The sequence below is a fragment of the Cellulomonas sp. H30R-01 genome, from assembly GCF_010119915.1.
GTDB lineage: Bacteria > Actinomycetota > Actinomycetes > Actinomycetales > Cellulomonadaceae > Cellulomonas > Cellulomonas algicola.
Window position 1 is genome coordinate 2,978,272 of the sequence record NZ_CP048210.1, and the last position, 25,712, is coordinate 3,003,983.

26 protein-coding genes are annotated in these 25,712 nt (G+C 75.2%); 6 read left to right on the forward strand and 20 right to left on the reverse strand.

The features are described 5' to 3' along the window. The first annotated feature begins 92 nt into the window (after positions 1-92). The gene (locus GXP71_RS13345) at positions 93-461 is read left to right on the forward strand and encodes a cupin domain-containing protein (RefSeq protein WP_162353035.1); all 369 of its coding nucleotides are present in this window, start codon (positions 93-95) and stop codon (positions 459-461) included. A 78-nt stretch (positions 462-539) separates the two neighbouring features. Next, the gene (locus tag GXP71_RS13350; RefSeq protein ID WP_162353036.1) at positions 540-1,073 is read left to right on the forward strand and encodes a phosphoribosyltransferase family protein; all 534 of its coding nucleotides are present in this window, start codon (positions 540-542) and stop codon (positions 1,071-1,073) included. 23 nt (positions 1,074-1,096) lie between these two features. On the opposite strand, the gene GXP71_RS13355 is transcribed toward GXP71_RS13350, so the two are convergent. From GXP71_RS13355 to GXP71_RS13395, 9 genes are all read right to left on the reverse strand, one after another. Beyond that, positions 1,097-1,735 carry a hypothetical protein gene (locus GXP71_RS13355; RefSeq protein WP_162353037.1) on the reverse strand — a complete coding sequence of 213 codons (639 nt, stop codon included), beginning with the start codon at positions 1,733-1,735 and terminating at the stop codon, positions 1,097-1,099. 178 nt (positions 1,736-1,913) lie between these two features. Next, positions 1,914-2,642: a DUF72 domain-containing protein gene (locus tag GXP71_RS13360; RefSeq protein ID WP_162353038.1), complete on the reverse strand. Its 729-nt coding sequence runs from the start codon at positions 2,640-2,642 to the stop codon at positions 1,914-1,916. A 19-nt stretch (positions 2,643-2,661) separates the two neighbouring features. After that, the gene (locus tag GXP71_RS13365) at positions 2,662-3,669 is read right to left on the reverse strand and encodes a GNAT family N-acetyltransferase (RefSeq protein WP_162353039.1); all 1,008 of its coding nucleotides are present in this window, start codon (positions 3,667-3,669) and stop codon (positions 2,662-2,664) included. Further along, positions 3,669-4,364 carry a phosphoribosylformylglycinamidine synthase subunit PurQ gene (purQ, locus tag GXP71_RS13370; protein ID WP_162353040.1) on the reverse strand — a complete coding sequence of 232 codons (696 nt, stop codon included), beginning with the start codon at positions 4,362-4,364 and terminating at the stop codon, positions 3,669-3,671. Before purQ ends, GXP71_RS13365 begins: the two co-directional genes overlap by 1 nt. Further along, positions 4,361-4,630, reverse strand: a complete 270-nt coding sequence (gene purS, locus GXP71_RS13375) for a phosphoribosylformylglycinamidine synthase subunit PurS (RefSeq protein WP_162353041.1) — start codon at positions 4,628-4,630, stop codon at positions 4,361-4,363. The genes purQ and purS overlap by 4 nt, the downstream gene beginning before the upstream one ends. A 194-nt stretch (positions 4,631-4,824) precedes the next feature. Beyond that, a complete protein-coding gene (locus tag GXP71_RS13380; protein WP_162353042.1) occupies positions 4,825-6,060 on the reverse strand; it encodes a hypothetical protein in 1,236 nt (411 codons plus the stop codon). After that, positions 6,057-6,599: a hypothetical protein gene (locus GXP71_RS13385; protein ID WP_162353043.1), complete on the reverse strand. Its 543-nt coding sequence runs from the start codon at positions 6,597-6,599 to the stop codon at positions 6,057-6,059. Before GXP71_RS13385 ends, GXP71_RS13380 begins: the two co-directional genes overlap by 4 nt. Next, positions 6,599-6,946 (reverse strand): PadR family transcriptional regulator, encoded by a 348-nt coding sequence (locus GXP71_RS13390; protein ID WP_202924249.1) that lies wholly within the window; start codon positions 6,944-6,946, stop codon positions 6,599-6,601. Before GXP71_RS13390 ends, GXP71_RS13385 begins: the two co-directional genes overlap by 1 nt. Positions 6,947-7,154: 208 nt before the next feature. Then, a complete protein-coding gene (locus tag GXP71_RS13395) occupies positions 7,155-8,639 on the reverse strand; it encodes an amidohydrolase (protein ID WP_162353044.1) in 1,485 nt (494 codons plus the stop codon). A 56-nt stretch (positions 8,640-8,695) separates the two neighbouring features. Here GXP71_RS13395 and GXP71_RS13400 point away from each other — a divergent pair, with 56 nt between their 5' ends. Beyond that, complete coding sequence (locus tag GXP71_RS13400) at positions 8,696-9,562, forward strand: DNA/RNA non-specific endonuclease (RefSeq protein ID WP_162353045.1); 867 nt, start codon at positions 8,696-8,698, stop codon at positions 9,560-9,562. Positions 9,563-9,685: 123 nt separating this feature from the next. Here the strand turns inward: GXP71_RS13400 and GXP71_RS13405 are convergent, their stop codons facing one another. From GXP71_RS13405 to GXP71_RS13425, 5 genes are all read right to left on the reverse strand, one after another. Continuing rightward, positions 9,686-10,537 (reverse strand): ABC transporter ATP-binding protein, encoded by an 852-nt coding sequence (locus GXP71_RS13405; RefSeq protein ID WP_238402414.1) that lies wholly within the window; start codon positions 10,535-10,537, stop codon positions 9,686-9,688. Next, complete coding sequence (locus GXP71_RS13410) at positions 10,534-11,586, reverse strand: iron chelate uptake ABC transporter family permease subunit (RefSeq protein ID WP_162353046.1); 1,053 nt, start codon at positions 11,584-11,586, stop codon at positions 10,534-10,536. The genes GXP71_RS13405 and GXP71_RS13410 overlap by 4 nt, the downstream gene beginning before the upstream one ends. Next, the gene (locus GXP71_RS13415; protein WP_162353047.1) at positions 11,586-12,629 is read right to left on the reverse strand and encodes an iron ABC transporter permease; all 1,044 of its coding nucleotides are present in this window, start codon (positions 12,627-12,629) and stop codon (positions 11,586-11,588) included. Before GXP71_RS13415 ends, GXP71_RS13410 begins: the two co-directional genes overlap by 1 nt. A gap of 106 nt (positions 12,630-12,735) precedes the next feature. Continuing rightward, the gene (locus GXP71_RS13420; RefSeq protein WP_162353048.1) at positions 12,736-13,767 is read right to left on the reverse strand and encodes an ABC transporter substrate-binding protein; all 1,032 of its coding nucleotides are present in this window, start codon (positions 13,765-13,767) and stop codon (positions 12,736-12,738) included. Between the two features lie 169 nt (positions 13,768-13,936). Continuing rightward, positions 13,937-14,869, reverse strand: a complete 933-nt coding sequence (locus GXP71_RS13425) for a phosphoribosylaminoimidazolesuccinocarboxamide synthase (RefSeq protein WP_238402415.1) — start codon at positions 14,867-14,869, stop codon at positions 13,937-13,939. 94 nt (positions 14,870-14,963) lie between these two features. On the opposite strand from GXP71_RS13425, the gene GXP71_RS13430 reads away from it, so the two are divergent. Then, positions 14,964-16,382: an ATP-binding protein gene (locus tag GXP71_RS13430; protein ID WP_162353049.1), complete on the forward strand. Its 1,419-nt coding sequence runs from the start codon at positions 14,964-14,966 to the stop codon at positions 16,380-16,382. A 55-nt stretch (positions 16,383-16,437) separates the two neighbouring features. On the opposite strand, the gene GXP71_RS13435 is transcribed toward GXP71_RS13430, so the two are convergent. The 3 genes from GXP71_RS13435 to GXP71_RS13445 all read right to left on the reverse strand — a co-directional run bounded on the left by GXP71_RS13435 (position 16,438) and on the right by GXP71_RS13445 (position 19,267). Continuing rightward, the gene (locus GXP71_RS13435) at positions 16,438-17,112 is read right to left on the reverse strand and encodes a DUF5701 family protein (protein ID WP_162353050.1); all 675 of its coding nucleotides are present in this window, start codon (positions 17,110-17,112) and stop codon (positions 16,438-16,440) included. 48 nt (positions 17,113-17,160) lie between these two features. Continuing rightward, on the reverse strand, positions 17,161-18,456 hold the full coding sequence (gene purD / locus GXP71_RS13440; RefSeq protein ID WP_162353051.1) for a phosphoribosylamine--glycine ligase: 1,296 nt from the start codon (positions 18,454-18,456) through the stop codon (positions 17,161-17,163). 190 nt (positions 18,457-18,646) lie between these two features. Then, positions 18,647-19,267 carry a helix-turn-helix domain-containing protein gene (locus tag GXP71_RS13445; protein ID WP_162353052.1) on the reverse strand — a complete coding sequence of 207 codons (621 nt, stop codon included), beginning with the start codon at positions 19,265-19,267 and terminating at the stop codon, positions 18,647-18,649. A 77-nt stretch (positions 19,268-19,344) separates the two neighbouring features. Here GXP71_RS13445 and GXP71_RS13450 point away from each other — a divergent pair, with 77 nt between their 5' ends. Next, positions 19,345-20,817: an MFS transporter gene (locus GXP71_RS13450; RefSeq protein WP_238402416.1), complete on the forward strand. Its 1,473-nt coding sequence runs from the start codon at positions 19,345-19,347 to the stop codon at positions 20,815-20,817. A gap of 94 nt (positions 20,818-20,911) precedes the next feature. On the opposite strand, the gene GXP71_RS13455 is transcribed toward GXP71_RS13450, so the two are convergent. Then, entirely contained in the window at positions 20,912-22,198 is a 1,287-nt protein-coding gene (locus tag GXP71_RS13455) for an adenylosuccinate synthase (RefSeq protein WP_162353053.1), read from the reverse strand. A gap of 180 nt (positions 22,199-22,378) precedes the next feature. Next, entirely contained in the window at positions 22,379-22,807 is a 429-nt protein-coding gene (locus tag GXP71_RS13460; protein WP_162353054.1) for a DUF3151 domain-containing protein, read from the reverse strand. A 192-nt stretch (positions 22,808-22,999) separates the two neighbouring features. Between GXP71_RS13460 and GXP71_RS13465 the strand changes: the two genes are divergently transcribed. Continuing rightward, complete coding sequence (locus GXP71_RS13465) at positions 23,000-23,365, forward strand: STAS domain-containing protein (RefSeq protein ID WP_162353055.1); 366 nt, start codon at positions 23,000-23,002, stop codon at positions 23,363-23,365. A gap of 109 nt (positions 23,366-23,474) precedes the next feature. Here GXP71_RS13465 and GXP71_RS13470 read toward each other — a convergent pair whose 3' ends face one another. After that, positions 23,475-25,631 (reverse strand): SpoIIE family protein phosphatase, encoded by a 2,157-nt coding sequence (locus GXP71_RS13470; protein WP_370520942.1) that lies wholly within the window; start codon positions 25,629-25,631, stop codon positions 23,475-23,477. Positions 25,632-25,712 lie beyond the last annotated feature (81 nt).

Consider the following 25,712-nt stretch of genomic DNA (forward strand, 5'->3'; position numbering starts at 1 on the left):
CGCCGTTCCTCCCCAGGCCCGCCCGAGTCGTCCGGCGCCGTCCCGAACGTCGACCCGAGCGCCGCGGGAGGCCGTGGCCCTACCGTCGTGCCATGACGCACGACGGGGTCCGCAACGTCCGCTCCGCGCTCGGCGGCCTCCCGGCGCCCTATCAGCCGCACCGCCTCGCCACGGTCAACGACCACGACGTCAAGGTCGTGACGCTCGACGGCGAGTTCGTCTGGCACACCCACCCCGACACCGACGAGCTCTTCCTCGTGGTGGCGGGCCGGCTCACCATCCAGCTCCGTGACGGCGACGTCGACCTCGGCCCCGACGACGTGTTCGTCGTCCCCCGCGGCGTCGAGCACTGCCCGCTCGCGCACGGCGAGGTCCGGGCCGTCCTGATCGAGCGTGTCGGCACGACCAACACGGGCGACGCGGGCGGCCACCGCACCCGACCCCTGCGCGAGCTCGACTGAGACGACCGATGCGCCTGCACGCCCGACCCGGCACCAGACGTCCGCGCCGAAACCGCTCGACACGGCCCTACGGTCGCCGTGACCACCTCCGCCCTACGCGCCACCTTCCGGTGGCGCGGTGACCGTACCGACCCGACGTCGTACGCCGACGTCTCGGGCTGGTGGCGTGATCCCGCCGTCCTGGCCGCACTCGGTCCGGCACTCGCTGCCCTCGCCGGCGCGCCGGTCACCGCTGTCGTGGGTCCGCCGTCGCGCGGCTCGATGCTCGGGGTGCTGACGGCGCTGCACCTCGGCGCCGGCTTCGTCGAGCTCCGCAAGGACGCAGTGCCCAGCGCTGACAGCGACGCCTGGTGGCAGGTCACCACGCGTCCGGACTACCGGGACCGCCACCTCACCCTCGGTGTGCGCCGAGGGCTCCTGCGCAGCGGCGACCGGGTCCTCTTCGTCGACGACTGGATCGACACCGGCGCGCAGGCGCTCGCCTGCCGGGAGCTCGTCCGACTCAGCGGCGCGACGTGGGTCGGCGCCGCGGTGGTCGTCGACGGGTGCGCCGAGCCGTCGCTGCGCCGAGCGCTCGGCCTGCGCAGCCTCCTGCACCTGCGCGACCTCTGAGGGCGGGCCGGGCGGCGCGGTCGTCAGGCGGCCGTCGGGGTCGACGTGGCCAGGCGGTCCGCGTGCTCGCGGGAGCAGCCGACGAGCGCGAGGACGACGGCATCGACACCGGTGGCCGCGACGAGGGCGGCGGCGTCCGCGCGCACCCGGTCCGGGGTGCCGACGAGCCACGTCGACGAGGGTCGCCAGGCGAGCCCGGAGAACGCCTCGGCGTAGGACAGGTTCGCGCGTCGGCGGGCGGCGTCGGTCTCGTCGTCGGCGACCACGGTCTCGACCTCCAGCACGACACGGACGTCACCGCGCTGACGCCCGGTCGCGAGGAGGTGGCCTTCGAGCACCGCGACGAGCACGTCGACCGCCGTCGGCGTCGCGAGCGTGGGCGAGTAGCGGATGCGGACGGTGTCGGCCGAGGCGGCGGACCGCAGGAGCGTGACGTCGTCGAGCGCGGCGCTCGCGACGACGACCTCGACGCCCGGTGGGCGGGTCGCGGCGGAGGTGGCTTCGACGGTCGTGCGCCCCGCCCGGTCGACGGCGACGCGCTCGACGACCGGTGCGGCCTCGGCGGTAGCGACGCCTGCGCGGATGGGCACGTCGGCGGGTCGGTGCGGGCGGGCGACGGTGAGGGCGTGCGGCGCGCGGGTGCGCGCAAAGAGCTGAGTCACGGGAGGAGGTCCTCGGGTCGTACGGGGTGCGCGGCGAGGGCCGTCGGGCCACGGGCGCGCGAGGTCGTCAGCTCAGCGACAACACACCCGGGACGAGGACATGCGGGCAGGCTAACCGCAGCCTGTCGCCGCGCACCACCCCTGTCCGGGACCCGGTCACATGGCGAGAAGGCCCCGCTCAGGCGCCGAGGATCCACCGCAGCGTCCGGGCGTTGCGCACCGCGTTCCCGTCGCCGTCGTTGTTGAAGTAGACGAGCACGTCACGGCCCTGCGCGTCCCACTCCCGCACGCGGTCCGCCCACCAGCGCAGGTCGTCGTCGGAGTACGAGCCGCCGTAGAGCCACCGGTGGTCGGGCCCGTGCAGCCGCACGTACACGAAGGGCGCCGTCGCGCGGAGCACGCACGGCAGCCCCGCGCCGCTCATCACGCACGACGCGGCGCCGTGCCGCTCGAGGATCGCGAAGACGTCATCGTGCTGCCACGACGGGTGCCGGAGCTCGACGGCGACCCGCACCCACCACGGCAGCGACCCGAGGAACCAGTCGAGGCGGGCGTCGTCGCGCTGCTGGTCGGGCGGCAGCTGGACGAGCAGGACCTCGCGCCGGTCGCGCAGCGCGTGCCACGAGCGGGCGATCCGCTCGGACCACACCTCGGGCGCGTACAGCCGCTTCGCGTGCGTGAGCCCTCGTGACGCCTTGACGGACATCGTGAAGCCGTCGGGCAGTCGGCGGTTCCACGACGCGAACGTCGCGTCGCGGGGCCAGCGGTAGAACGACGCGTTGAGCTCGACGGTGCCGAACTCCTGCACGTACCGCGCGAGCCGGTCGTGCGGCGGCATGCCCGGCGGGTAGAGCACGCCCTCCCAGTGGTCGTACGACCAGCCGGACGTCCCGACGCGGATCGTCACGGTGCCGCCGGTGACGCCGTCAGAGCGTCTTCGCGAAGCAGAGGGACAGCAGGTCGCCGACGTACGGGCCGTACGGTGCGATCGGCCGGTAGCCCTCGTCGACGTAGAGGCGGACCGCCTCCGGCTGGCGGACGCCGGTCTGCAGGAGCAGCGACGTCATGCCGGCCACGCGGGCCTCGGCCTCGAGCGCGCGCATGAGCGTCCGCGCGAGGCCGGCGCCGCGGGCGTCGTCGTCGACGAAGAGCTTCTTGACCTCGCCCGAGCCCTCCGGGTAGCCGTCGCGCGGACCGCGCAGCGCGACGTGGCCGGCGGGCTCGCCGTCGAGCAGCGCGAGCAGCACGACCACGACGCCGACGCCCTGCGCCGCGTCGTCACCGTCGAAGCCGCCCGCGGCGTCCCAGATCGGCTGCAGCTCGGGGTACCGCCAGCCGTTGAACCGGTGCATCGCGCGGCGCAGCTCGAGCGCGCGCGGGTCGTCCCACGCGGTCCGCTCGACCGTGACACGCCCCTCGTAGCGCGGACCCCGCTCGGCCTGCGGCACCGGGACGAGGTACTTCGCGAAGCAGCGCGAGTCCACGACACCGACGTACTCGCCGTAGTTCTCGATCGGGAAGAAGCCGGCCCGCAGGTAGAGGCCGATCGCCTCGGGCTGCAGGGGGCCCGTCTCCAGGACGAGGCAGCGCACGTCCTGCGTCGACGCGAGCCGCTCGAGCTCGGTGAGGATGAGGCGCGAGTAGCCGCGGCCGCGGTGCTCCGGCACGACGTACATGCGCTTGACCTCGGCGGTCTGCGGCTCGAGGTCGTCGTACACCGCGTCGACGTCGCGCAGGGCGCCGATCGCGACCGGCTCGCCGTCCGCGTGCAGCAGCACCACGCCGACGATGTCGTCGCCCGACATCTCGTGGCCGATGTCGTCCTCGCCGTACCGCGCGCGCAGCTCGGCCTGCTGGGCGTCGCGCAGCCGCACCACGTCCGGGTGGTCCCAGGCGACGACGTCGACCGTGACGGCCGGGGCGTCCGCCGTCATCAGCCGACGAGCGCCTTGAGCACCGACGTGAAGAACCGCAGCCCGTCCGTGCCCGTGCGCGGACCCTGCGCGCCGTCCGGCCCGAAGCCCGCCTCGACCGCGTGCTCCGGGTGCGGCATGAGCCCGACGACGTTGCCCGCCGCGTTGCTGATGCCCGCGATGCCGCGCCGCGACCCGTTCGGGTTCCAGCCCTCGTAGCGGAAGACGACGCGGCCCTCGCCCTCGAGCTCGTCGAGCGTGCGCTCGTCGGCGACGTACTGGCCGTCCTGGTTCTTCAGGGGGATCGTGATGTGCTCGCCCTGCGCGTAGTCGCTGGTCCACGCCGTGTCGGTGCGCTCGACCGACAGCACCTGCTCGCGGCAGACGAAGTGCAGGTGGTCGTTCTTGATCATCGAGCCGGGCAGCAGGTGCGCCTCGGTGAGGACCTGGAAGCCGTTGCAGATGCCCAGCACCGGCAGGCCCTGGTGGGCGGCGTCGACGATCTCGCCCATCACGGGCGCGAAGCGGCTGATCGCGCCCGCACGCAGGTAGTCGCCGTAGGAGAAGCCACCGGGCAGGACGACCGCGTCGACCCCGTGCAGGTCGGCGTCGGCGTGCCACAGCGCGACGGGCTCGCCGCCGGCCAGCCGGACCGCGCGCGCCGCGTCGCGGTCGTCGAGCGTGCCGGGGAAGGTGACGACGCCGATGCGGCTCATCGGGCCGCGACCTCGGCGTCCGTGTCCTCGTACACCGCGACGACGTCCTCGATGACCGGGTTCGACAGGACCTGCTCACCCGCGGCGCGGGCTGCGGCGAGGATCTCCTCCGTCACCGGCCCGTCGACCTCGAGCTCGAACCGCTTGCCCTGGCGGACCGACGAGAACTGCGCGAAGCCCAGGCGCGGCAGCGCGCCCGCGACCGCCTTGCCCTGCGGGTCGAGGATCTCGGGCTTCGGCATGACGTCGACGACGACTCGTCCCACGGGGGTGCTCCCTGAGTTCGCGGCGGTGGGGATCGCGGCGAGTCTACCGACCGGCGACGCCGCGCCCGGTCGGCGTCCGACAGGCGACCGGTCTGGCCAGCGCGCGACAGGCGACCGGTGCGGCGCAGGACCCCGCCCGACCAGGCCCGTCGACCGCGGGACGTGCGAGCACGGGCGGTGCCGCGGGCGCCGGGTCAGACGAGCCCGGGCTGCGGCTCGTCGATGCGCGGCGGCCGACCGCGCAGCGCGACCGCCCACAGATCGACGGCCGCCATGTCCGGGCGGTGCGCGGTGCGGTGCGCGGCGCGCAGGAGGACGAGCAGCACGGGCAGCGTCGTGACGCAGACCGGCGCGGTGACGGCCGAGAACGTCAGGACGCCGATCTCGACGACCTCCCAGACCGCCGACGCGACGATCGCCGCCACGACGACGGCGACGCCGACGGGCGCCGTCCGGACGAGCGGCACGACCTCGCGCCACGGCTGCTCCGGCAGCGACGGCAGGACACGCCGCAGGCGTCGCCACGCCCCGAGCGCCAGGAGACCGCCGACGACGCAGGACGCCGCGAGCGTGACCAGCCACCCCGTCGGCGACGTGCGGGGCATCGTGACGCTCTCCGCGCACGCGACCACCGGCAGTCCGTCGGTCGGGCACGACACCCACGTCACGACGGACGGGACGAGCCAACCGGCGACGGACCACGCGACCGCGCCGACGCCGACGACCACCAGCGCCGCCACGGTCGACGGCACCGCCGCGACCCGCCGCCGCGGCAGCACGACCACGGGCAGCCGGGTCCCCGGCTCAGGGCCGCGGGACGCGACGAACCGCTGCGTCATCCAGCGGCGCGTCCGCTCCCCGTTCGTCAGGAGCACGAGGACGCCGTACAGCGCGACGCCCGGCGCGACGAGGGCGACGACCGACCGGGGGTCGTCGCGGACGCCGGGGACCGCGAGCAGCAGGAGGGCCGGGGTGCACCCGCGCAGCCAGCGCATGACGCGAAACCTCCGGGCGGCGACCGTGTCCCGCAGCCAGTCGCCGTAGCGCGCCGAGGGCGGGGTGTCGAAGACCCAGAAGGCGAGCCGCGCGGCCGGCGGCGGTCCGGTGCGCCACCGTGTGCGCAGACCGCCGACGACGAGCCCCGCCGCAGTCCGGGTGTCGACGCGGGTGGCCGACGGCTCCGCGAGGTCCGCGAGGACGTCGACGAGCTCGGCACCGTGCCGCGTGCGCCACGACGGCGGGTAGGCGAGCAGCCAGCGCTGCGCCGAGCGCACGAACGTCGTGGCACGCGCCTCGGGGTGCAGGGCTGCGGGGTGATCGGGCGTGGCCGACGTGCCGGCCGCCGCGCCGCCGACACCTGCGTCGGGGCCGTCCGTGGCGTCGGGGCCGTCGGTGCCGCCGGAGCTGGCAACCGGAGGCTGTGCGCTCACCGCGTACCCCCGTCCGGCGGGTCGAGCCGCACGTACGGGCCGAAGCGGCCGACGTCGCCCGCGACGGCCGGCCGGCGCGGGTCCTCGCGGCGCAGCATCCGCCGCGTCGCGCGGACGGCCTCGGACAGCACCATCACGACGGAGCCGAAGAGCACTGCCTCCCACGACAACCACCCGACGGCTGCCACGCCCCACGCCACGAGGCCGACGACGAGCACCTGCGCGAGTGCAGCACGGGCGTGGAACCACCGCCCGGTGACGTCGTCCTCGAGCCAGGCGGCGTGCTCGGGGCCGGGCAGCCGGCCACGGAACCGGAAGGTGAGGAACGTCCGCAGCGGCGGTCGCGTGCGGCGGCGGGTGGACCAGCCACCCCGGACCAGGCCCAGGGCGGTGCGCAGGTCGACCCGGCGGGCGTCGGCCGTCAGGTCGGCGAGCAGCGCGACGGCCTCGTCCGCGCGCTCGCGGCGCCAGCGGGGCGGGTAGGCGCGCAGCCAGCGTCGGGCGGAGCGCTCGAAGGCCCTCTCGACCGTGCGGTCCATCAGGCGCCGCCCAGCAGAGGGCGCGGGCGGACGGGGGCGGCGAGGACGCGCTGCGCGCGACGGGCGAGGCCGGCGAGGCGCGCGGTCTCGGCGGTGAGCACCTCGCGTCCGTCGGGCGTCAAGCGGTAGTAGCGCCGGACGCGTCCGTCGACGACGACCTCGCCCGACGCCTCCGCGTAGCCGGCGTCGACGAGCCGGTCGAGCACGCCGTAGAGCGTGCCGGCGCCCAGGCGGACGGTGCCGTCCGACAGCGTGCGCACCTCCTGCACGACGCCGTAACCGTGCCGCGGCTCGTCGGCGAGCGCGAGCATGACGAGATACGCCTGCTCGGTCATCCGGAACGTCATGCCCGATATATATCGCGCGACGACCTGTCTGAGCCATCCCCCGGACGGGCGAAGTCGCAGGTCACGCACGCATGACGGGCGCGGCGCGCGGCCGAGCGAGCAGCACGACGACATCGCCCCTCGCCGCGCAGCGGGACCGTGCCGGGCGACCAGGGCGACGTGGCACGGCACCCGAGCCGACGAGGTCCCGTCCGGACCCGGTCTCGCGTCAGAGGGTGAGGTACGTCCAGCCGCCCGCGACGAGCGTGCCGGCGACGGGCATGTCGCGGAGGGCGCCCGCCGCCCCGCCCCGGGCGACCGGGTCGTCGTCGAGCAGCACGAGGTCGGCCGGGTCGCCGACCTGGAGGCCGAGCGGCCGCCCGTCGACGGAGGCCGCGAGCGCCGTCAGCAGGTCGAGCCGCTGCTCCTGGTGCCACGCGTCGCGGCCGTCGCGCGACCGCCAGACGGCGGCGTCGACCGCGACCCACGGGTCGAGCGGCGCGACGGGCGCGTCGGACCCGAGCGTGAGCGTGACGCCCGCGGCGTGCAGTGCGGCGAGCGGGAAGGCGCGGCGCGTGCGGCCGGCCCAGTGGTGGTCGGCGACGTCCCGGTCGTCCATCGCGTGCTCGGGCTGGACGCTCGCGACGACACCGAGCTCGGCGAACCGCTGGACGTCGTCGTCGTCGAGGAGCTGTGCGTGCTCGACGGACCCGGCCGCGCCGGACGCGGCGAACGCGTCGAGCGCGAGCGCGTTGGCGGCGTCGCCGATCGCGTGGACCGCGCACCGGAGGCCGTGCGACCGCGCGTACGTCATGAGGGGGACGAGGCGCTCGGGCGGGACGGACAGCACGCCGCGGTCGGACGTGCCGGGGTAGGGGTCGTGGCAGTAGGCGGTGCGCGTGTTGAGCGAGCCGTCGGTGATGACCTTGAGCGGTCCCTGCTCGACGAGCCCGGCGACGCGGTCGCCCGTGTGCAGGTCGTCGCGCACGACGCGGTCGAGGTGCTCCTCCCAGACACCGGCGCGGACCCGCAGCACGCCGGGCCGGGCGGCGGTGCGGCGGCGCCAGACGTCGAGGTTGTCGGCGATCTCCAGGTCGACCACCCCGACCACTCCACGAGCGGCCGCCGCCAGCGCGGCGTCGTGGACCGCCGCGTCGGCGACGTCGTCGGGCACGTGGTCGACCGCGCCCTGCAGCGGCATCCAGTCGCCCTCGCGCAGCAGCCCGCCGTCGTGCGCGCCGACGCCGAGCATCCGCAGCCCGGCGGTGGACAGCCACGCGCAGTGCAGGTCGCCCGAGACGAGCACGACGGGCACCTCACCGACGGCGGCGTCGAGCAGCGCGGTCGTGGGGTCGTCCGGCCAGAGGCCGTCGCGGAACCCGAACCCGACGAGCGGAGCCCCGGGCGCCGGCGGTGCTGTGTCGAGCCGCGCGCGCACGAGCGCGACCGCCTCCGCCGCCGACGCCGCGCGGGACACGTCGAGCCGCTGCCGCGCGAGCGCCCACTGGGTCAGGTGCACGTGGGCGTCCCACAGGCCGGGCAGCACGTGACGACCGTCGAGCTCGACGACCTCGACGCGCGGCCCGGCCGCGTCGCGGAGGTCCGGACCGAGCGCGGCGACGCGCCCGTCGCGCAGCAGGACGTCGACCGGGCCCGCGTGACCGACCCGGCGCCCCGCACGCAGGAGCAGAGGGTGATTTGTCGCGATTGTCATGTCCCGAGCGCCGAGCCCGCCGCTACCGTCGTCATGTGAGCACCGTAGGGGGCGGCATGGATCACGCAGGGTACGACCCGTTCTTCCTCGGCCCTCCGTTGCCGCTGCCGGTCACGCCGCGGCCCACGGAGGACCTCCCGTCGACGCACTTCACCGTGCTCTTCGACGAGCACCACAAGCTCGCGGCGGCGACCGCGGTCAACATCGACGGCAGCCAGCTGCTCGACCTGCCGCGCAACGACCGGTGGGAGCTCGACCCGCGCGTGCCGGCCGACCGGCAGGCCGGGCCCGACGTCTACCGGGCCAACCGCCTCGACCGCGGGCACCTCGTGCGCCGCGCCGACCCCGTCTGGGGCGCTCCGGACGTCGCGCAGCAGGCCAACGTCGACACCTTCCGGTACACGAACGCCGCGCCGCAGGTCGACGACTTCAACCAGGGCAAGCAGCTGTGGGTCGGCCTCGAGGACCACGTGCTCGAGTACGCGGAGACGTGGCGGCAGCGGGTCAGCGTCTTCACCGGTCCCGTGCTGCGCGACGACGACCCCGTGTACCGGGGCGTCGGTGTGCCGCGGCACTTCTGGAAGGTCGCCGTGTGGGCGTCGCCCGACCCCGACGCGCCGTCCGCGGGAGTGCCCGACGACAGGGCCCCGAAGCTGAAGCTCGCGGCCGCGGGGTTCCTCGTGGACCAGTCGCCGCTGCTCGCGGGCCTCGACCTCGACGAGGCGCAGCGCGCGGCGCGGGACGTCGACGCTCCCCCGCCGCTCGGGCCCTTCCGCACGTTCCAGGTGCCGGTGTCGACGATCGAGGAGCTCACCGGGCTCGACCTCGGCCCGGCCGTCGACGCGGACGTCCTGCCGCCGACGCGGGCGCTCGGCGAGCAGGCGTGGGTCACGCTGACGGAGCCGTCGGACATCGTCGTCTGAGGCGGGACATCCGTCGGCGGCCCGTCGTCCGCAGAAGCGAGCCCCTTGGCGGCTCGTCGTCCGCAGACGCGAGCCCCTTGGCGGCTGTCGTCCGCAGACGCGAGCCGTCGGGGCCTGTCGTCCTCAGACGCGCGACGCAGCCCCGCGCAACGGCACGACCATCGGCGTGCCGGTCTCGGGGTCCGGCACGACGCGGCACGCGAGCCCGAAGACCTCACGCACGCGCTCGGCGGTGACGACGTCCGCGGGTGCGCCCTGCGCGACGACGCGTCCGTCCCGCATCGCGACGAGGTGCGTCGCGTAGCGGGCGGCCTGGTTGAGGTCGTGCAGGACGGCGACGAGGGTGCGCCCCTCCTCGTGCAGGCGTGCGCACAGGTCCATGACCTCGACCTGGTGCGCGATGTCGAGGTACGTCGTCGGCTCGTCGAGCAGCAGCAGGTCGGTCTCCTGCGCGAGCGCCATCGCGAGCCACACGCGCTGCCGCTGACCGCCGGAGAGGTCGGAGACGTACCGGTCGCGCAGGTCCGCGACCTCGGTGGCGTCGAGCGCGGCAGCGACGGCACGCGCGTCGGCGGGCGACCACTGCCGCAGGATCCCCTGGTGCGGGTACCGGCCGCGCGCGACGAGGTCCCCGACGGTGATCGCCTCGGGTGCGACGGGGCTCTGCGGGAGCAGCGCGAGCCGGCGGGCGACGTCCTTGCCGCGCATCTTCTCGACGGGCTGCCCCTCGAGCAGCACCTCGCCGGCGCGCGGCTTGAGGGTGCGGGCGAGCGCGCGGAGCAGCGTCGACTTGCCGCACCCGTTGGGGCCGATGATGACGGTGAACGAGGCGCGCGGGATCGCGACGGACAGGTCGCGCGCGACGACGAGCTGGTCGTAGGCGAGCGTGAGGTCGCGCGCTTCCAGCGGCGACGCGGGGGTGGCCGGGCCGGTGGCGTCGCCGGTGGTTCCGGGCGCTGGGCGGGCGGTGCTCATGCGGCGCTCCTCCTCCACTCGCGCACCAGCAGGAACGCGAGGTAGACGCCGCCGAGGGCGGCCGTGACGACACCGACCGGGAGCTGCTGCCCGGGGACGGCGTACTGCGCGATCAGGTCGGCGACGACCAGCACAGCCGCCCCCGTGCAGGCCGCGGCGGCGATCCCGGGCCCGGTCGAGCGTGTCAGGCGACGCGTGATCTGCGGGGCGGTGAGTGCGACGAACGCGATCGGCCCGCACACGCTGACGGCGGCACCGGTCGCGAGCACGCCCACGACGACGGCCGCGGTGCGCACGGTCGACGGTCGGACGCCGACGGCGGTCGCGGCCTCGTCGCCCATCTCGACGACCTGGAGGGCGCGGGTCAGCACGAGCGCGAGCGGCAGGAGCACGAGCAGCGCGCCGCCGACGACGGCCGCGTCGGTCCAGGTCCGCGCGAGCAGCGACCCGTTGATCCAGATCGCGACCTCCTGCGCGTCCTCCCGGTTGCTGCGCGCGAGCGCGAGCTGGACGAACGCGAGCGCCATCGCGCCGACGGCGATGCCGGTGACGACCATGCGGTGCGGTGCGGCGAACCCGCGCCCGGTGCCGAGCCACACGGCGACGACGGCGACGACCGCGCCGATGACGGCACCGACCGGCACGGGGACGACGCCCGGCCACACGAGCGCGGCGGCCACGGCCCCCGCCGCGGCGCCGGACCCGAGGCCGATGACGTCGGGGCTGCCGAGCGGGTTGCGGGTGACGGACTGGAACAGCGCACCGGCGACGGCGAACGCGGCACCGGCGGCCGCGGCGACGGTGAGGCGCGGGAGCGCCTTGGTGAACAGCGCCCACTGCTGGATCTTCGTGCCGTCGCCCGCGAGCACGGTCGGCAGCTCGGCGAGCGGGATGCCGAGCCGACCGGCACTGACGGTCACGAGCGCGGCCACGACGGCCACGACCAGGGCAGCGACGCCCACGACGACCGGCCGCACGCGCCAGCGCAGCGAGACACCCCGCTCGGCAGACCCGAGACGCAGCACGCGCGGCGGTCGACCCTGGAGCATCACAGCCCCATCCGGCCGCGCCGCACCGCGGCGATGAGGAACGGCGCTCCGACGAACGCCGTGACGGCCCCGACCATGAGCTCGCCCGGCCGCGCGACGACCCGCCCGACGACGTCGGACACGAGCAGCAGCACCGGCCCGAGCAGCGCGCAGTACGGCAGCAGCCAGCGGTGGTCGGACCCGGTGAACGAGCGGACGACGTGCGGCACCGCGAGCCCGACGAACGCGATCGGGCCGACCGCGGCGACGGCGGCGGCGCACAGCAGCGTCGCGGCAGCACCGCCGAGCAGGCGCGTGCGGCCGGCGTGCAGCCCGAGCGACGTCGCCGACTCGTCGCCGAGCGCGAGCGCGTTGAGCGGCCGCGCGAGCAGCGCGCACAGCACGAGCCCGACGACGACGAACGGCAGGACCTGCGCGACGAGCCCGGGCGGACGCCCGGCGAGCGACCCGACGACCCACACGCGGTAGGAGTCGAACACGAGCGGCTGGGTGAGCGAGACGGCCTCGACGAGCGCGACGAGCACCGCCGACACGGCCGCTCCCGCGAGGACCAGCCGGACCGGGGTCGCGCGCCGCCCGCCCGACCCGATGAGGTAGACCGCGACGGCCGCGAGCAGCGCGCCCGGGATCGCGGTCCACACCGAACGCCCCGCCGCCGGGCCGAGCACGAGGATGCCGAGGACGACGGACGCCGACGCGCCCGCGTTGACGCCGAGCAGCCCGGGGTCGCCCAGCGGGTTGCGTGTGAGCCCCTGGATGACGACACCCGCGACCGCGAGCGCCGCGCCGACGAGCACCCCGAGCTGCGTGCGGTCGACGCGCGACGCGACGACGCTCGACGTGTACGAGTCGTCGGGGTGCAGCAGCGCGGACCAGACGTCGCCGAGCGGGACGGACTTCGCGCCGACGGCCAGGCTGAGCCCGACGGCGAGCGCGAGCAGCGCGAGCGCGCCCACGATCCCGGCGGTGAGCACGAGCGCGCGCGAGCCCCGCGCGCGCACCGGGTGCGCGTGCGGGGCTCGGGGAGCGGCGACGGTGCTCATGGGTGCACGGTACGGAACGGGTCACGCGGCGGCGGCGCAGGCCGACGGGTGACGTCCCGCGGGCGCCCGCCCGGCGCCGCGTAGGCGACCGGAAGGGCGGTCCCGGTCAGACCTTCTCGGCGCCCGCGGCGATGAGCGGCAGGTACGCGTCGAGCGCCCACGGCAGCGACAGCGGCGTGGCGGTCGTGACGGCCATGCCGAGCGAGCGGTCGAGCATCGGCACGTAGGCACCGGCGGCGAACGCGGGGATCTGCGCGAACAGCGGCTGCGCCTCGGTCGCGGCCTGCTCGGCCTCGTCCCCGAACCACGTGAACAGCAGCTGGACGTCGTCGAGCTGGTCCGCGTTCTCCAGGCCGAGGCTCGACGTGAACGTGTTCGGCGACGGCTCGAGGTCCGCGACCGACGGGGCGAGCTCGAGGCCGAGGTCGGTGAGCAGGTCGACGCGCGGGTCGCCCGGCAGGTACACGTCGAGGCTGCCCGGCGTGCCGGCGTAGACGTACGCGAACGAGATCCCGGCGAGCTCGGGGTTCGCGAGCGCGGCCTCGTCGATCGCGTCCTGCCGCGTCTGCAGCAGCGGTGCGGCCTGCTCGGGGACGCCGAGGGCGGTCGCGATGATCTCGACCTGCTCCTCGATGGTCGTCTGCCACGCCTCCTTCGGGTACGCCACGACGGGCACGACCTCGGAGAGCTGGTCGAAGACGTCCTGCTCGAGGCCCGACTGCGGCGCGAGCACCAGGTCGGGCTCGAGAGCGACGATCGCGTCGACGTCGAGCGGGTACGCGGCGATCGCCTCGGGCAGCTCGGCGTCGCGCTCCTCGATCGCCTCGCGGAACCACGGGTGGTAGCCGTCCTCGTCGCCGCCCCACGTGTCGGCCTCGATGCCCACGGGCACGGTGCCGAGCGAGAGGGCGATGTCGTCCGCACCCCAGCCGAGGGTCACGACGCGCTCGGGCTTCTGCTCGATGACGGCCTCGCCGAGCGCCGACTCGATGGTCACGGGGAACGTCGTCCCGTCGCTCTCGGTGCTGCCGGGCTCGGGGGTGGCGGCGTCGTCGTCGGTCGAGCCGGCGCACGCGGCGAGCGCGAGGGTCAGCGCGGTCGCGACGACGGCGACGGCGGAGCGGCGCAGGTGGCGCACGGGGGGACTCCCATCGGTGAGGGGCGGGCCGACGCGGTCATCCCGTCACGGCCGGCGGATGAGGCAAGCCTAACCTCGCCTTCGACCTCGCTGGCAGGACCCGGATGTCGCCCTGCTCACACCGGCCGGCGCGCCCCGGTCGCCCGGGCGCGAGCCCGACGACCACCGCTCAGAGCGGCAGCGGCGACCCCGTCAGACGCTCGAACGCCTCGAGGTACCGGTCGCGCGTGCGCTCGACGACGTCGGCCGGCAGGACCGGCGGCGGCACGTCGGACCCGCGGTCCCACCCGGACGCGGGCGACGTCAGCCAGTCCCGGACGAACTGCTTGTCGAAGCTCGGCTGCGCGCGGCCCGGCTCCCACGCGTCGGCCGGCCAGAACCGCGACGAGTCCGGCGTGAGCACCTCGTCGCCCAGCGTGACCGCGCCCGTCGTCGGGTCGGTGCCGAACTCGAGCTTGGTGTCCGCGAGGATCACGCCCCGCTCGCGCGCGACGGCCTCGGCCCGCGCGTAGACGGCGAGCGTGAGGGTGCGCAGCGTCGTCGCGGCCTCCTCGCCGACCTGTGCGACGACCGCCGAGAACGGCACGTTCTCGTCGTGGTCGCCGAGCTCCGCCTTCGTCGCGGGCGTGAAGATCGGCTCCGGCAACCGCGACCCGTCGACCAGGCCGGCCGGCAGCGGGATGCCCGTGACCTCGCCCGACGCGCGGTACTCGGCCAGCCCCGAACCCGTCAGGTAGCCGCGCGCGACGCACTCCACGGGGAACATCGACAGGCGACGGCACACCATCGCGCGGCCCGCGACGGCCTCCGGCACGTCCGTCGAGACGACGTGGTTCGGCACGAGGTCGGCCAGCTGCTCGAACCACCACAGGCTGAGCTGCGTCAGCACGACGCCCTTGCCCGGGATCCCCGGCGACAGCACGTGGTCGTACGCCGAGACGCGGTCGCTCGCGACGACCAGCACGACGTCGCCGTGCTCCGCGGTGATCGCCGCACCCGCGGCGGACTCGTCGGGGACGTACAGGTCCCGCACCTTGCCGGAGTACGTGTGCGCCCACCCGGGGAGCGCGACGGACGGTTCGGGCACGACGGCGGTGGTCACCGGCCTAGTGTGACGTGCGCGGCACCGACGCCGTGCACGAGTCCACCAGACGAGGCCACCGTCGTGGCCACCTGCACGGCAGGAGATCCGCGCGATGCCCGACGACCGGCTGGACGACTTCCTCCGCGCGTTCCGCACCCTCGCCGACGCCGCCCAGGCCGCGACCGCGCAGCCGACCGACAAGATCACGCCGCTCGTGCCGGTCCTGCGCGAGCACCTCGGTCGCGACCCGCGCGGGCTGCCGGTGCTGACCGAGGTCGTCCCGTTCCTGCGCCGCGTCGACGCGGACGTCGCCGTCGCGGCCGTGGTCGAGGCGCACGGCGGCGGGCGGCTGCTCGGCGTCGGCGGCGGCGAGCAGCGCATGCACTCGTCGCTCTCGGAGATCCTCAACACCGCCGGCCAGTGGGCGGCGCACTTCCCCGTCGGCGCGGTGGACTACGAGCGCACCGCGACCGGCCCGGACAGCGAGCGGCGCGTGGTGGCCTTCGGGCTGACCCTGCTCCGCGTCGACGACGAGCCCGTCGTCCTCGCCCAACGCCTCACGAGCCCTCGGCACGAGGGCCAGGGCACGATCGAGGTGCTGTGCGCCGACGACGACCTCGCGGGCGCGCTGCTCGCCGAGATCCGCACGGCGATGACCGAGCGGTCGGTGCTGCGCGGGCAGGTCGTCACGTTCCAGGGCTCGCCGTACCAGCCGGGCGCGGGCGGCGTGACGTTCGTGCGGCGGGAGACCGTGCCGCGGGCCGACGTCGTCCTGCCCGACGGGACCCTCGACCGCGTCGAGCGCCAGGTCCTCGCGGTCGCCCGGCACCGCGACACCCTGCGCGACGCGGGCCAGCACCTCAAGCGCGGCGTCCTGCTCTACGGGCCGCCCGGGACGGGCAAGACGCACACCGTCCGGCACCTCGTCGGCGCCGCCGACGGCACGACCGTGATCCTGCTGGCCGGGCCGTCGCTCGCGCTCGTGTCGCTCGCGGCCGAGACCGCCCGGGCCCTGCAGCCGGCGATCGTCGTCCTCGAGGACTGCGACCTGGTCGCCGAGGACCGCTCCTTCAGCCACGGACCGCAGCCGCTGCTGTTCGAGGTCCTCGACGCGCTCGACGGGCTCGCGTCCGACGCCGACGTGACGTTCCTGCTCACGACGAACCGCGCCGACCTGCTCGAGCGCGCGCTCTCGCAGCGACCCGGCCGCGTCGACCTCGCCGTCGAGATCCCGCTGCCCGACGACGACGCACGCCGTCGCCTGTTCGCGCTCTACACGCGCGGGCTCCCCTTCGGCGACGGCGCCCTCGACCGTGCGACCGCCCGCACCTCGGGGGTGACCGCGTCGTTCGTCAAGGAGGCCGCCCGGCGGGCGGTGCTGCTGGCCGCCGAAGCGGGGCGCCCGGTGGGCGACGACGACCTCGACGCCGCCGTCGACGAGATGCTCCAGGACTCCGAGCGGGTCACGCGCTCGCTCCTGGGCGCAGCACCCGAGAGCTTCGACGACCCGCTCGGCGCGGGCGCGTCCTGACCCGACCCTCCCGAGCCCTGAGCGTCCCGCGCCGTGACCGGCTCGGGCCCGGGCGTCAGCCGTCGAGCGGCACGGCGAGCCGGTCGACCCCCGACGCGAAGCCGAGCCACGTGTGCCGGTTGCGCCACCAGCACCATCCGACCTTCGGCGCTCCCCGACGCTCTCGCCCGTCACGGCCGGTGCCGAGCGAGATCCAGACGGCGGGCGTGCGCGCGTCGTACGCGCCGTCCGCCTTGCGCAGGCGCGAGCCGATCGTCATGTAGCAGAAGTTCCGCTCGACGACCTCCGGCACCTGCAGCGCCCAGTGCAGCCCTTCGGTGAGCAGCAGCGGCGAGCGGCCGCGCGCGGCGAGCTCGGGCAGCGCCTCCTCGGGCGACCAGTTCCCGAGGTCGTCCCCGCGGTCCGGCGCGGTCACGACGTAGACGGGCGACGGCGGGACGTCGAGCCCGTCGGTCGGCGCGAACGCGTCGACGTCGGTCATGTCCTCGACGACGAAGCCCGCCCGGTCGCCCAGCCGCAGCAGCGGCGTGAGCACGGAGGCGGGGACCAGGCCGCGGTCGACCACGAGGAGCCCCGGCGCGTCGACCGCCTGGACCGCGTCGTGCACGCGCGCCGCGTCGAGCCCGGCGGCGTCGAGCACGCCGAGCGCCACGAGCCGCTCGACCTGCGCGGCGAGCGGCGGGAGCGCGGGCGGACCGGAGGTCTCGGGGCGTGGTGCCGTCGCCGTCATCGTGCGTCCCTCCGTCGTGCGGTCGTCGTCGAGCGCGCCGAAGACGCGTCAGAGCCCGGCGGCGACGGCGGCGATGTCGGTCCGGTGGTGGGACCCGTCCAGCTCGATCTGCGCGACGCCCGCGTACGCGGCCGCGCGGGCGGCGGCCAGGTCGGCGCCGACGCCCACGACCGACAGCACGCGGCCGCCGTTCGACACGAGGTGCGCGCCGTCGACCTCGGAGTCGTCGTCGGCCGCCGGGTTCTGCCGGAGCGCCGTGCCCGCGTGCAGGACGTGCACGCCCGGGAGCGCCTCGGCGTCCTCGACTCCCGTGATCGGGTCACCGCCGCGGACCGTGCCCGGGTAGCCGTGCGACGCGACGACGACCGTCACGGCCGCCTCGTCACGCCACTCCAGCGGCGGCAGGTCGGCGAGGGTGCCCGTCGCCGCCGCGAGCAGCACGCCCGCGAGCGGCGTCGCGAGGCGGGCCAGGACGACCTGCGTCTCCGGGTCGCCGAAGCGCGCGTTGAACTCGACGACGCGCGTGCCCTTCGACGTGAGCGCGAGGCCGCAGTAGAGGACGCCGACGAACGGGGTGCCGCGGCGGGCCATCTCGTCGACCGTGGGGCGCGCGACGAGGTCCAGGACCTCGTCGACCAGGCCGTCGGGCGCCCACGGCAGCGGCGAGTACGCACCCATGCCGCCCGTGTTGGGCCCGGCGTCGCCGTCGAGCGCGCGCTTGAAGTCCTGCGCGGGGACCAGCGGGACGACCGTCGCACCGTCGGACAGCACGAACAGCGACACCTCGGGACCGTCGAGGTACTCCTCGACGACGACCCGGCCGCCCTCCTTCTCGACGCACGCGCGCCCGTGCTCGAGCGCGACCGCACGGTCGTCGGTCACGACGACGCCCTTGCCCGCGGCGAGGCCGTCCTCCTTGACGACGTACGGGGCACCGAACGCGTCGAGCGCGGCGGCGACCTCCTCGACCGTCGACGCGACGCGCGGCTCGGCGGTCGGCACACCCGCGGCGGCCATGACGTCCTTCGCGAACGCCTTCGACCCCTCGAGACGCGCGGCCTCGGCCGACGGGCCGAACACCGGGATCCCGGCCGCACGGACGGCGTCGGCGACACCCGCCACGAGCGGCGCCTCCGGGCCGACGACGACGAGGTCCGCGGCGAGCTCCGTCGCGAGCGCCGCGACGGCCGCGCCGTCGAGCTGGTCGACCGCGTGCAGCGTGGCGAGCGCCCCGATGCCGGGGTTGCCAGGCGCGGCGTGCAGCGCGGTCACGGCCGGGTCGAGGGACAGCGCGCGGACGAGGGCGTGCTCACGGGCACCGGTGCCGACGACGAGGATCTTCACGGGCGCCGAGCCTACCGAGCCGCCCACGCGAGCCCACGACCCGTCCGACGACCGGTCGCCCCCGCTCCGCTTCCCGCCGTCGACCCGGGTCTGGGTACCGCTTCGGCGTCGGCACCGGTGCTCAGCACCGGGTCGGCGGAGGGTCAGCGGTCGACGACCGGCGTCGGCAGGCGGCGGGTCAGGCGGTCGGCTACTCCGGGTCGTCGGCGGGGAGCGGGAGTCCGTCGAGGTAGATCCGGTAGCGACGACGGCCCTCGGTCTCGCCCGCGGCCTTGCGCGCCCTGGCCGCCTGGACGTGCTCCTCGATGACGTGCTGCACGGCGGCGATGACGTCGTGCGCCTCGGCAGGCGTGAGGTCGGTCGTGATGCGGTCGTTGATCTGCGCGTCGTCCCACTCGGGCTCGCGCGGGCCGGTCATCCAGCGGGTCAGCACGTCGGCACGGTCGGCGACGACCGACTGCAGCATGAGCCGCGCCGCGGGGGCCGTCGCCGGGTCCTCGAGCATCGCGCGGCCGTCGATGCTGAAGCCGACGGGCTTCCACCACCGCTCGCGGCCGCCGGTGTGCTCGGGGTCGTCCTCGACGAACCCGTACCGCTCGAGCTGGCGCAGGTGGTAGCTCGTCTGGCCGCTGCTCTCCCCCAGCAGCCGCCCGAGCCGGCTCGCGGTCGACGGCCCGACCTCGCCCAGCAGGTTGTACATCGCGATCCGCAGCGGGTGCGCGAGGGCCTTGAGCGCCTCGGGCGTGATCGGACGCTCGGCGAAGACGGACAGGGGCGCGTCGGCGTCGTCGGGGGTCTTGCGCTCGGCCATGTGCAGAGATACCTTTGCAAAGTTTTCTCTGCAAAGAACTCTTTGCAGAACTTCCTCTTCGATCCTAGGGGCGCACGATGAGCACGCCGCACTCCCCCGCCGCATCCGCACCCGTCGAGCCGCCTGCCGAGCCGCTGGGTCGCCGGTTCACCGCCGCCCTCGGCGCGACGGGCGCCGCGAACCTCGCCGACGGCGTCCTCGGCATGGGCGTCCCCCTCGTCGCCCTCACGCTGACCCGCTCGCCCGGGCAGATCGCGCTCATCACCGCCGCCGCGTGGCTGCCCTGGCTGCTGCTCGGGCTCGTCGCGGGCGTCCTCGTCGACCGGCAGGACCGTCGCGTCGTGCAGATCGTCGCCATGTCCGTCCGCGCCGCGGTGCTCGCCAGCGCCGTCGCCCTCATCGCGACCGACCGCCTCACCATGACGGCGCTCGTCGTGATCGCCCTCGTCTACGGCGCGACCGAGGTGTTCGCCGACCTCGCCGCCGGAGCGCTCGTGCCCGACCTCGTGCCCCGCGCGCGGCTCGGCGCCGCCAACGGCCGCACGCTCGCCGTCCAGACCGTCACCAACTCGTTCGTCGGCGCCCCGATCGCCGGCGCCGTCCTCACCCTCGGGACCGGCTGGGTGTTCGGCGTCCCCGCCGCGCTGGCCGTCGCCGCCGCCGTGCTGCTGTGGCGGGGCATCCCCGGCCGATACCGCCACGAGCGGACCGAGCCCAAGCGCGCGGGCCGCGAGGTCGTCGAGGGCATCTCGTTCCTCGCGAAGCACCGCGTCCTCGGCCCGCTCCTGCTGTCCGGCTCGCTCATGAACATGGCCAGCACCGGCTACTTCGCGGTCTTCGTCCTCTGGGCCGTCGGCCCCGGCTCGGAGCTCGGGATGCGCGCCGAGCACTACACGCTGCTCGCGGCCACGCTCGCCGTCGGAGCCGTCGGCGGGTCGTTCGTCGCCGAGGCCCTCACCCGACGGGTCGGCGAGGTCCGCCTCATGCTCGGGTGCTGGCTCGCCAACAGCCTGCTGCTGATCGTCCCCGTCCTCGTGCGCAGCGTCGGCGCCGTCGCGGTCACGCTGTTCCTGCTCGGCTTCACGAACACGATCGGCAACGTCATCTCGATGTCGATGCGCCAGCGGATCGTGCCCGCGACCATGCTGGGCCGCGTCGGCGGCGCCGGCCGCACCCTCGGCTACGGCCTCATGCCCGTCGGTGCGCTGCTCGCCGGGTTCGTCGCCGAGACCTGGGGCCTGGAGGCCGTGTTCGTCGGCGGCACCGCGGTCGCAATCCTCGCGACCCTCGGCTCGATGGCCGTCGTCCGCCAGCGCATGGTCGACGAGGCCGAGGCCGCCGTGCTCGCCGCCGCCGGCCCCCGCGACGAGGACGACGCCCCGCACGACGACACCCCGTCCGACGCCGACAACACCTCCGCGACGACGCGCGACGACGCTCGAACAACGGCCGGGGACGGCGAGACCGTCGCCGCGGCCCCCACGCCCGACGAGCCCGCCCGCACGGACGGTGGGCCCGGCACCCGGTCCCTCGTGGAGGCCACCGCCTGACCCCGAGGACACCGACGGCACCCGGCCACGGGAAGGGGCGGGTGCGGCGTGCGTGCTGCGGCCGGCCGCGAGGACGCGCGCCGGCGGGCGGAGGTCAGGCCAGGAGGTCGTGGCGGATGATCGTCGCCTCGCGGCCCGGGCCGACGCCGATGGACGAGATGCGGGTGCCGCTGATCTCCTCCAGGCGCAGCACGTAGCGCTGCGCAGCGGCGGGCAGGTCGTCGAACTCGCGGGCTCCGGTGATGTCCTCGGTCCAGCCGTCGAGGTACTCGTAGACGGGCTTCGCGTGGTGGAAGTCCGACTGGTCGGCGGGCATCTCGTCGTGCCGTGTGCCGTCGACGTCGTACGCGACGGCGACCGGGATGCGGTCCTTGCCGGTGAGCACGTCGAGCTTGGTGAGCACCAGGTCGGTGAGGCCGTTGACGCGCGCCGCGTACCGGACGACGACCGCGTCGTACCAGCCGGTGCGCCGCGGGCGGCCCGTCGTGGTGCCGAACTCGCCGCCGGTCTGGCGCAGCCACTCGCCGTCGTCGTCGAGCAGCTCGGTCGGGAAGGGCCCCTCGCCGACGCGCGTCGTGTAGGCCTTCGCGACGGCGACGACGCGGTCGATGCGGGTCGGGCCGACGCCCGAGCCGGTGCACGCGCCGCCCGCGGTCGCCGAGGACGACGTCACGAACGGGTAGGTGCCGTGGTCGATGTCGAGCATCGTGGCCTGACCGGCCTCGAACACGAGCGTCTTGCCGGCGTCGAGCGCCTGGTTGAGCACGAGCGGGGTGTCCGCGACGTACGGGCGGACGCGGTCGGCGAAGCGCAGCAGGTCCTCGACGGTCTCGTCGACCGTGATCGCGCGGCGGTTGTAGACCTTCACCAGCAGGTGGTTCTTCTGGTCGAGGGCGCCCTCGACCTTCTGCCGCAGGATCTTCTCGTCGAACAGGTCCTGCACGCGGACACCCACGCGGTTGATCTTGTCCGCGTACGTGGGGCCGATGCCGCGCCCCGTGGTGCCGATGCGGCGCGAGCCGAGGAACCGCTCGGTGACCTTGTCGAGCGTGCGGTTGTAGGGCGCGATGACGTGCGCGGCCGACGACACGAGCAGCCGGGAGGTGTCGACCCCGCGGGCCTCGAGCGCCTCGATCTCCTGGAAGAGCACCTCGAGGTCGATGACGACGCCGTTGCCGATGACGGGGACGACACCGGGCGACAGGATGCCGGAGGGCAGCAGGTGCAGCGCGTACTTCTCGCCCCCGACGACGACCGTGTGGCCGGCGTTGTTGCCGCCGTTGAACTTCACCACGTAGTCGATGCGCGAGCCGAGCTGGTCGGTCGCCTTGCCCTTGCCCTCGTCGCCCCACTGGGCGCCGAGCACCACCACTGCAGGCATCTGTCACCACTCCTACCTGCCTGCGATGCGGGGACGCACGGCGGAGACCGACCGAGAAGGCGCGGCGCTTGCACGTGGACCCGGGCACGGGCGGCAGTGACCCGGTACCTCCGAGAGGGTACCGGACGGTCAAGGAACGGTCATGGCCGAGCCCTCGTCCCGACCGTGCCCGCGGGCGGCTCAGCGCAGACCGGCGACCTCCTCGGCCGACGTCCCCGAGTCCACCAGGAACTGCTCGCAGCGCTGCGCCTCGTCGGTCTCGCCGAGAGCCTCGGCAGCCTCGGCGAGCGCGAGCAGCGCGCGCAGGAACCCCTGGTTCGGGGCGTGGTCGGCCGGCACCGGACCGCGACCGCGCCACCCCGCGCGCCGCAGCGCGTCGAGGCCACGGTGGTAGCCGGTCCGCGCGTACGCGTAGGCCGCGACGGGGTCGCCCTCGTCGGCGAGCGCCCGCTCCGCGAGCAGCGCCCACACGAGCGACGACGCGGGGGCGACGGCGACGACGTCGCGCGGCGACGAGCCCGCCGCGAGGGCGGCGCGCGCGTCCCCGTCGGGGCCGTCGGCGGGCAGGTGCGTCGGGGCGGGTCCGTCGAGGAGGTTCTCGTGGCTCATGGGCCCAGTCTCTCCCCGACAGGTCGGCGGCGTGGTCCCTCCGGGGGACATCTGCGCGCACAGCAGGCGATCCGGGCACCCGTCCAGGTGGCGCGGATGCGCAGGCGTGGGAGCGCAACTACAGTCGACCCGCCGGACCCCCTCCGGCGCCCCGCAGGAGCTGGGTGGCCCCCCCGAACCCGGTGGATGTCCATGATCGAGATCTCCACGTCGTCGACGACGACCACGCTCGTCATCGCCGGCGACCTCGACCTCGCGGAACGCGACCAGTTCCCCGAGGTGGCCGCCCGTGTCGTCGGCCTCCGCCGCCAGCTGCTCGTGATCGACATGTGCGGCGTGACGTTCATGGACTCGACGGGGGCCGCGTTCCTCATCTCGCTGGCCGACGCGAGCCGCAAGCGCGGCGGGGCGACGGTGCTGCGCGGCGCGGACTCGCGCGACCTCTTCGTCATCGAGATCTGCGGCGCGACCGAGCTGTTCCGCATCGACCCGGACCACCGGTGCGCGCACGGCACCGAGCAGGACGTCGTCCAGCCCGACGGTGCACCCGCGCACTGACGCCTCAGCGACCCGCCGGCGCACCCGCGCGCTGACGCCTCAGCGACCCGCCGGCGCACCCGCGCGCTGACGCCTCAGCGCCCCGCCGGTGCACCCGCGCGCTGACGCCTCAGCGACCCACCTCCGGCAGGCTCCCCGGCCGCACCTTCGCCCACACCAGCTTGCCGCCGCGCGACTGACGCCAGCCCCAGTCGGCGAGCCGCTCGACGATCTGCATGCCGAACCCGCCGACGCGCCCCGGGTGCCCGTCGGTCGACACCGGCGGCGCCGGGTTGCCGTCCTCGACCTCGATGCGCAGGCCGTCGCCCGTGTCGTAGAGCTGCAGCGACACGTGCCCGAACCCGTGCAGCACGGCGTTCGCGACGAGCTCGGACACGACCAGCTCGGCGTTCGCCGCGTCGGGGATCTCCCACGCCTGGCACGTGCGCACGACGGCGTGCCGCGCCCGCCCGATCGACGACGGCTCGTTCGGCAGCGACCAGCGCCGACGCCGCGGGCTGCGCGCACGCTCGAGGTGGTCGCGCGGGTCGGGGACGCGCACGACGACGACCGCGACGTCGTCCTCCGGGTGGTCCGCGAGCCGCGAGAGCAGCTCCTCGCCGATGCCCGCCGCGTCGCGCGCCGTGATCCGCGACGCGACACCCGCGAGCGCCGCCAGGCCCTCCCGGAGCCCGCGGTCGCGCCGCTCGATGAGGCCGTCGGTGTAGTAGACGAGGACGTCGCCCTCGACGAGGTCGAGCGTGCTCGTGCTCCGGACCCCGTTGCCGAACCCGATGAGCGCACCGCCCGCGTCCCGCAGCTCGGTCGCGACGCCGTCGCGCACGTGCAGCACCGGCAGGTGGCCCGCGCGCGACCACTCGAGCCGCCAGCCCTGCTCGCGGCGGGTCAGCGTCGACAGGACCAGACCGGCCGAGCGCGGGATCCGCATGCCCGTGACGAGCTGGTCGACGCGTTCCAGCACCGGCCCGGGCGTCGTGATGTCGAACGTGTAGGAGCGCACGACCGAGCGCAGCTGGCCCATCGCGGCGGCCGCCTCGACGTCGTGCCCCACGACGTCCCCGATGACGACGCCCGCGACGTCCGGGGAGATCTGCAGCACGTCGTACCAGTCGCCGCCGACCTGCACGTTCTCCGAGTTCGGCGCGTAGTACGTCCACACGTCGAGCCCGTCGACCTCGGCCTGCTCGGGCAGCATCGCGCGCTGCAGCGTCTCGGCCAGGCGGTGCTCGCGGTCGTACAGGCGCGCGTTGTCGAGCACGAGGCCGACGCGGCGCGCGGTGAGCTCGAGGATCGTCATCGTCGCCGGCTCGATCGCGCGCAGACCGCCCTCGTCGCGCGGGACGACCGCCATGAGCCCGAGCACGCGTCGACGGCCCGGCACGGGGAAGACGACGGCCCGGCCGCCCGACGGCGCAGGCTGCCCGTCCGTGGGGTGCTGGGCGTCGGCGCTGACGTGCTGCGCGAGCCACTCCGAGGCGCTGCCGCACGCGTACACGGCGTCGAGCGCGAGGTCGACGGGCCGGTCGCGCTCGCCGTCGAGCAGCAGCTGCACGACGTCCGGGGCGTCGGGCCGCGGGCCGCGCGTGGCCGTGCGGAACGCGTCGCCGCGGTGACCGCGACCCGGCCCGCCGTCGATGCCGTCCGCGGCCCGCAGCCCGCGGTCGTTGAGGAAGAAGCCCGCCCAGCCCACGACGGCGTGCCGCAGGACCATCGCGATCTCGCGCAGCGCGTGCGGGTCGTCGACGTCCATGAGCAGGTCCGAGACCTGGGCGATGAGCCCGAGGCTGCGGCGCTCACGGCGCTCGGCCTCGACGAGCGCGGCCTGCTCGGCGTCGTGCGACAGCTGCTCGGTCATGTCCTGGAACGCTGCGACCCAGTACTCCGGCTCGTCGTCCGCGCCCGGCACGGGTGAGAGGTGCACCTGGCAGACGAAGCGCGTGCCGTCGCCGCGGTCGAGCTCGAAGGTCGGCGAGAACGGCTGCCGGGCGAGCAGGGCCTCTGCGAGCTGCATCGCCCGCACCGGGTCCCGCGCCAGCTCCGTGCGGATCGTCGGCTCTCGCTCGTGCGCGCCCTCCAGCCCGTAGCCGACCGCCCGCTCGAACGCGTCGTTCACCCAGACCGCCGTCAGCACGGCGTCCCGTGACTCGAAGAGCCCCATCGGCACGACCGTCGCCGCGAGCGCGCGTGCGTGCAGGTCGAGGGTCCCCGACGGCCCCGAGGCGGGCAGACCGCCCGACATCGGATCCGCGTGGGAGTTGACCACCACCACCTCCGATCGTCTAGCGTGCCGAACGGGCGGGTCGTCGAGGCAGTCGACGGCGCGCCTTCGAGGCCGGCACCAGAAGGA

Excerpts from the sequence above, each read along its gene's own strand:
- GXP71_RS13460 (WP_162353054.1), bottom strand. The coding sequence starts at position 22,807 with ATGAGCCACGAGAACCTCCTCGACGGACCCGCCCCGACGCACCTGCCC.
- GXP71_RS13395 (WP_162353044.1), bottom strand. The coding sequence starts at position 8,639 with ATGACAATCGCGACAAATCACCCTCTGCTCCTGCGTGCGGGGCGCCGG.
- GXP71_RS13430 (WP_162353049.1), top strand. The coding sequence starts at position 14,964 with ATGCCCGACGACCGGCTGGACGACTTCCTCCGCGCGTTCCGCACCCTC.
- GXP71_RS13405 (WP_238402414.1), bottom strand. The coding sequence starts at position 10,537 with ATGAGCACCGCCCGCCCAGCGCCCGGAACCACCGGCGACGCCACCGGC.
- GXP71_RS13435 (WP_162353050.1), bottom strand. The coding sequence starts at position 17,112 with ATGACGGCGACGGCACCACGCCCCGAGACCTCCGGTCCGCCCGCGCTC.
- GXP71_RS13415 (WP_162353047.1), bottom strand. The coding sequence starts at position 12,629 with ATGAGCACCGTCGCCGCTCCCCGAGCCCCGCACGCGCACCCGGTGCGC.
- GXP71_RS13365 (WP_162353039.1), bottom strand. The coding sequence starts at position 3,669 with ATGACGGCGGACGCCCCGGCCGTCACGGTCGACGTCGTCGCCTGGGAC.
- GXP71_RS13410 (WP_162353046.1), bottom strand. The coding sequence starts at position 11,586 with ATGCTCCAGGGTCGACCGCCGCGCGTGCTGCGTCTCGGGTCTGCCGAG.
- purQ (WP_162353040.1), bottom strand. The coding sequence starts at position 4,364 with ATGAGCCGCATCGGCGTCGTCACCTTCCCCGGCACGCTCGACGACCGC.
- GXP71_RS13450 (WP_238402416.1), top strand. The coding sequence starts at position 19,345 with ATGAGCACGCCGCACTCCCCCGCCGCATCCGCACCCGTCGAGCCGCCT.
- GXP71_RS13400 (WP_162353045.1), top strand. The coding sequence starts at position 8,696 with ATGGATCACGCAGGGTACGACCCGTTCTTCCTCGGCCCTCCGTTGCCG.
- GXP71_RS13390 (WP_202924249.1), bottom strand. The coding sequence starts at position 6,946 with ATGACGTTCCGGATGACCGAGCAGGCGTATCTCGTCATGCTCGCGCTC.
- GXP71_RS13445 (WP_162353052.1), bottom strand. The coding sequence starts at position 19,267 with ATGGCCGAGCGCAAGACCCCCGACGACGCCGACGCGCCCCTGTCCGTC.
- GXP71_RS13345 (WP_162353035.1), top strand. The coding sequence starts at position 93 with ATGACGCACGACGGGGTCCGCAACGTCCGCTCCGCGCTCGGCGGCCTC.
- GXP71_RS13465 (WP_162353055.1), top strand. The coding sequence starts at position 23,000 with ATGATCGAGATCTCCACGTCGTCGACGACGACCACGCTCGTCATCGCC.
- GXP71_RS13385 (WP_162353043.1), bottom strand. The coding sequence starts at position 6,599 with ATGGACCGCACGGTCGAGAGGGCCTTCGAGCGCTCCGCCCGACGCTGG.
- GXP71_RS13455 (WP_162353053.1), bottom strand. The coding sequence starts at position 22,198 with ATGCCTGCAGTGGTGGTGCTCGGCGCCCAGTGGGGCGACGAGGGCAAG.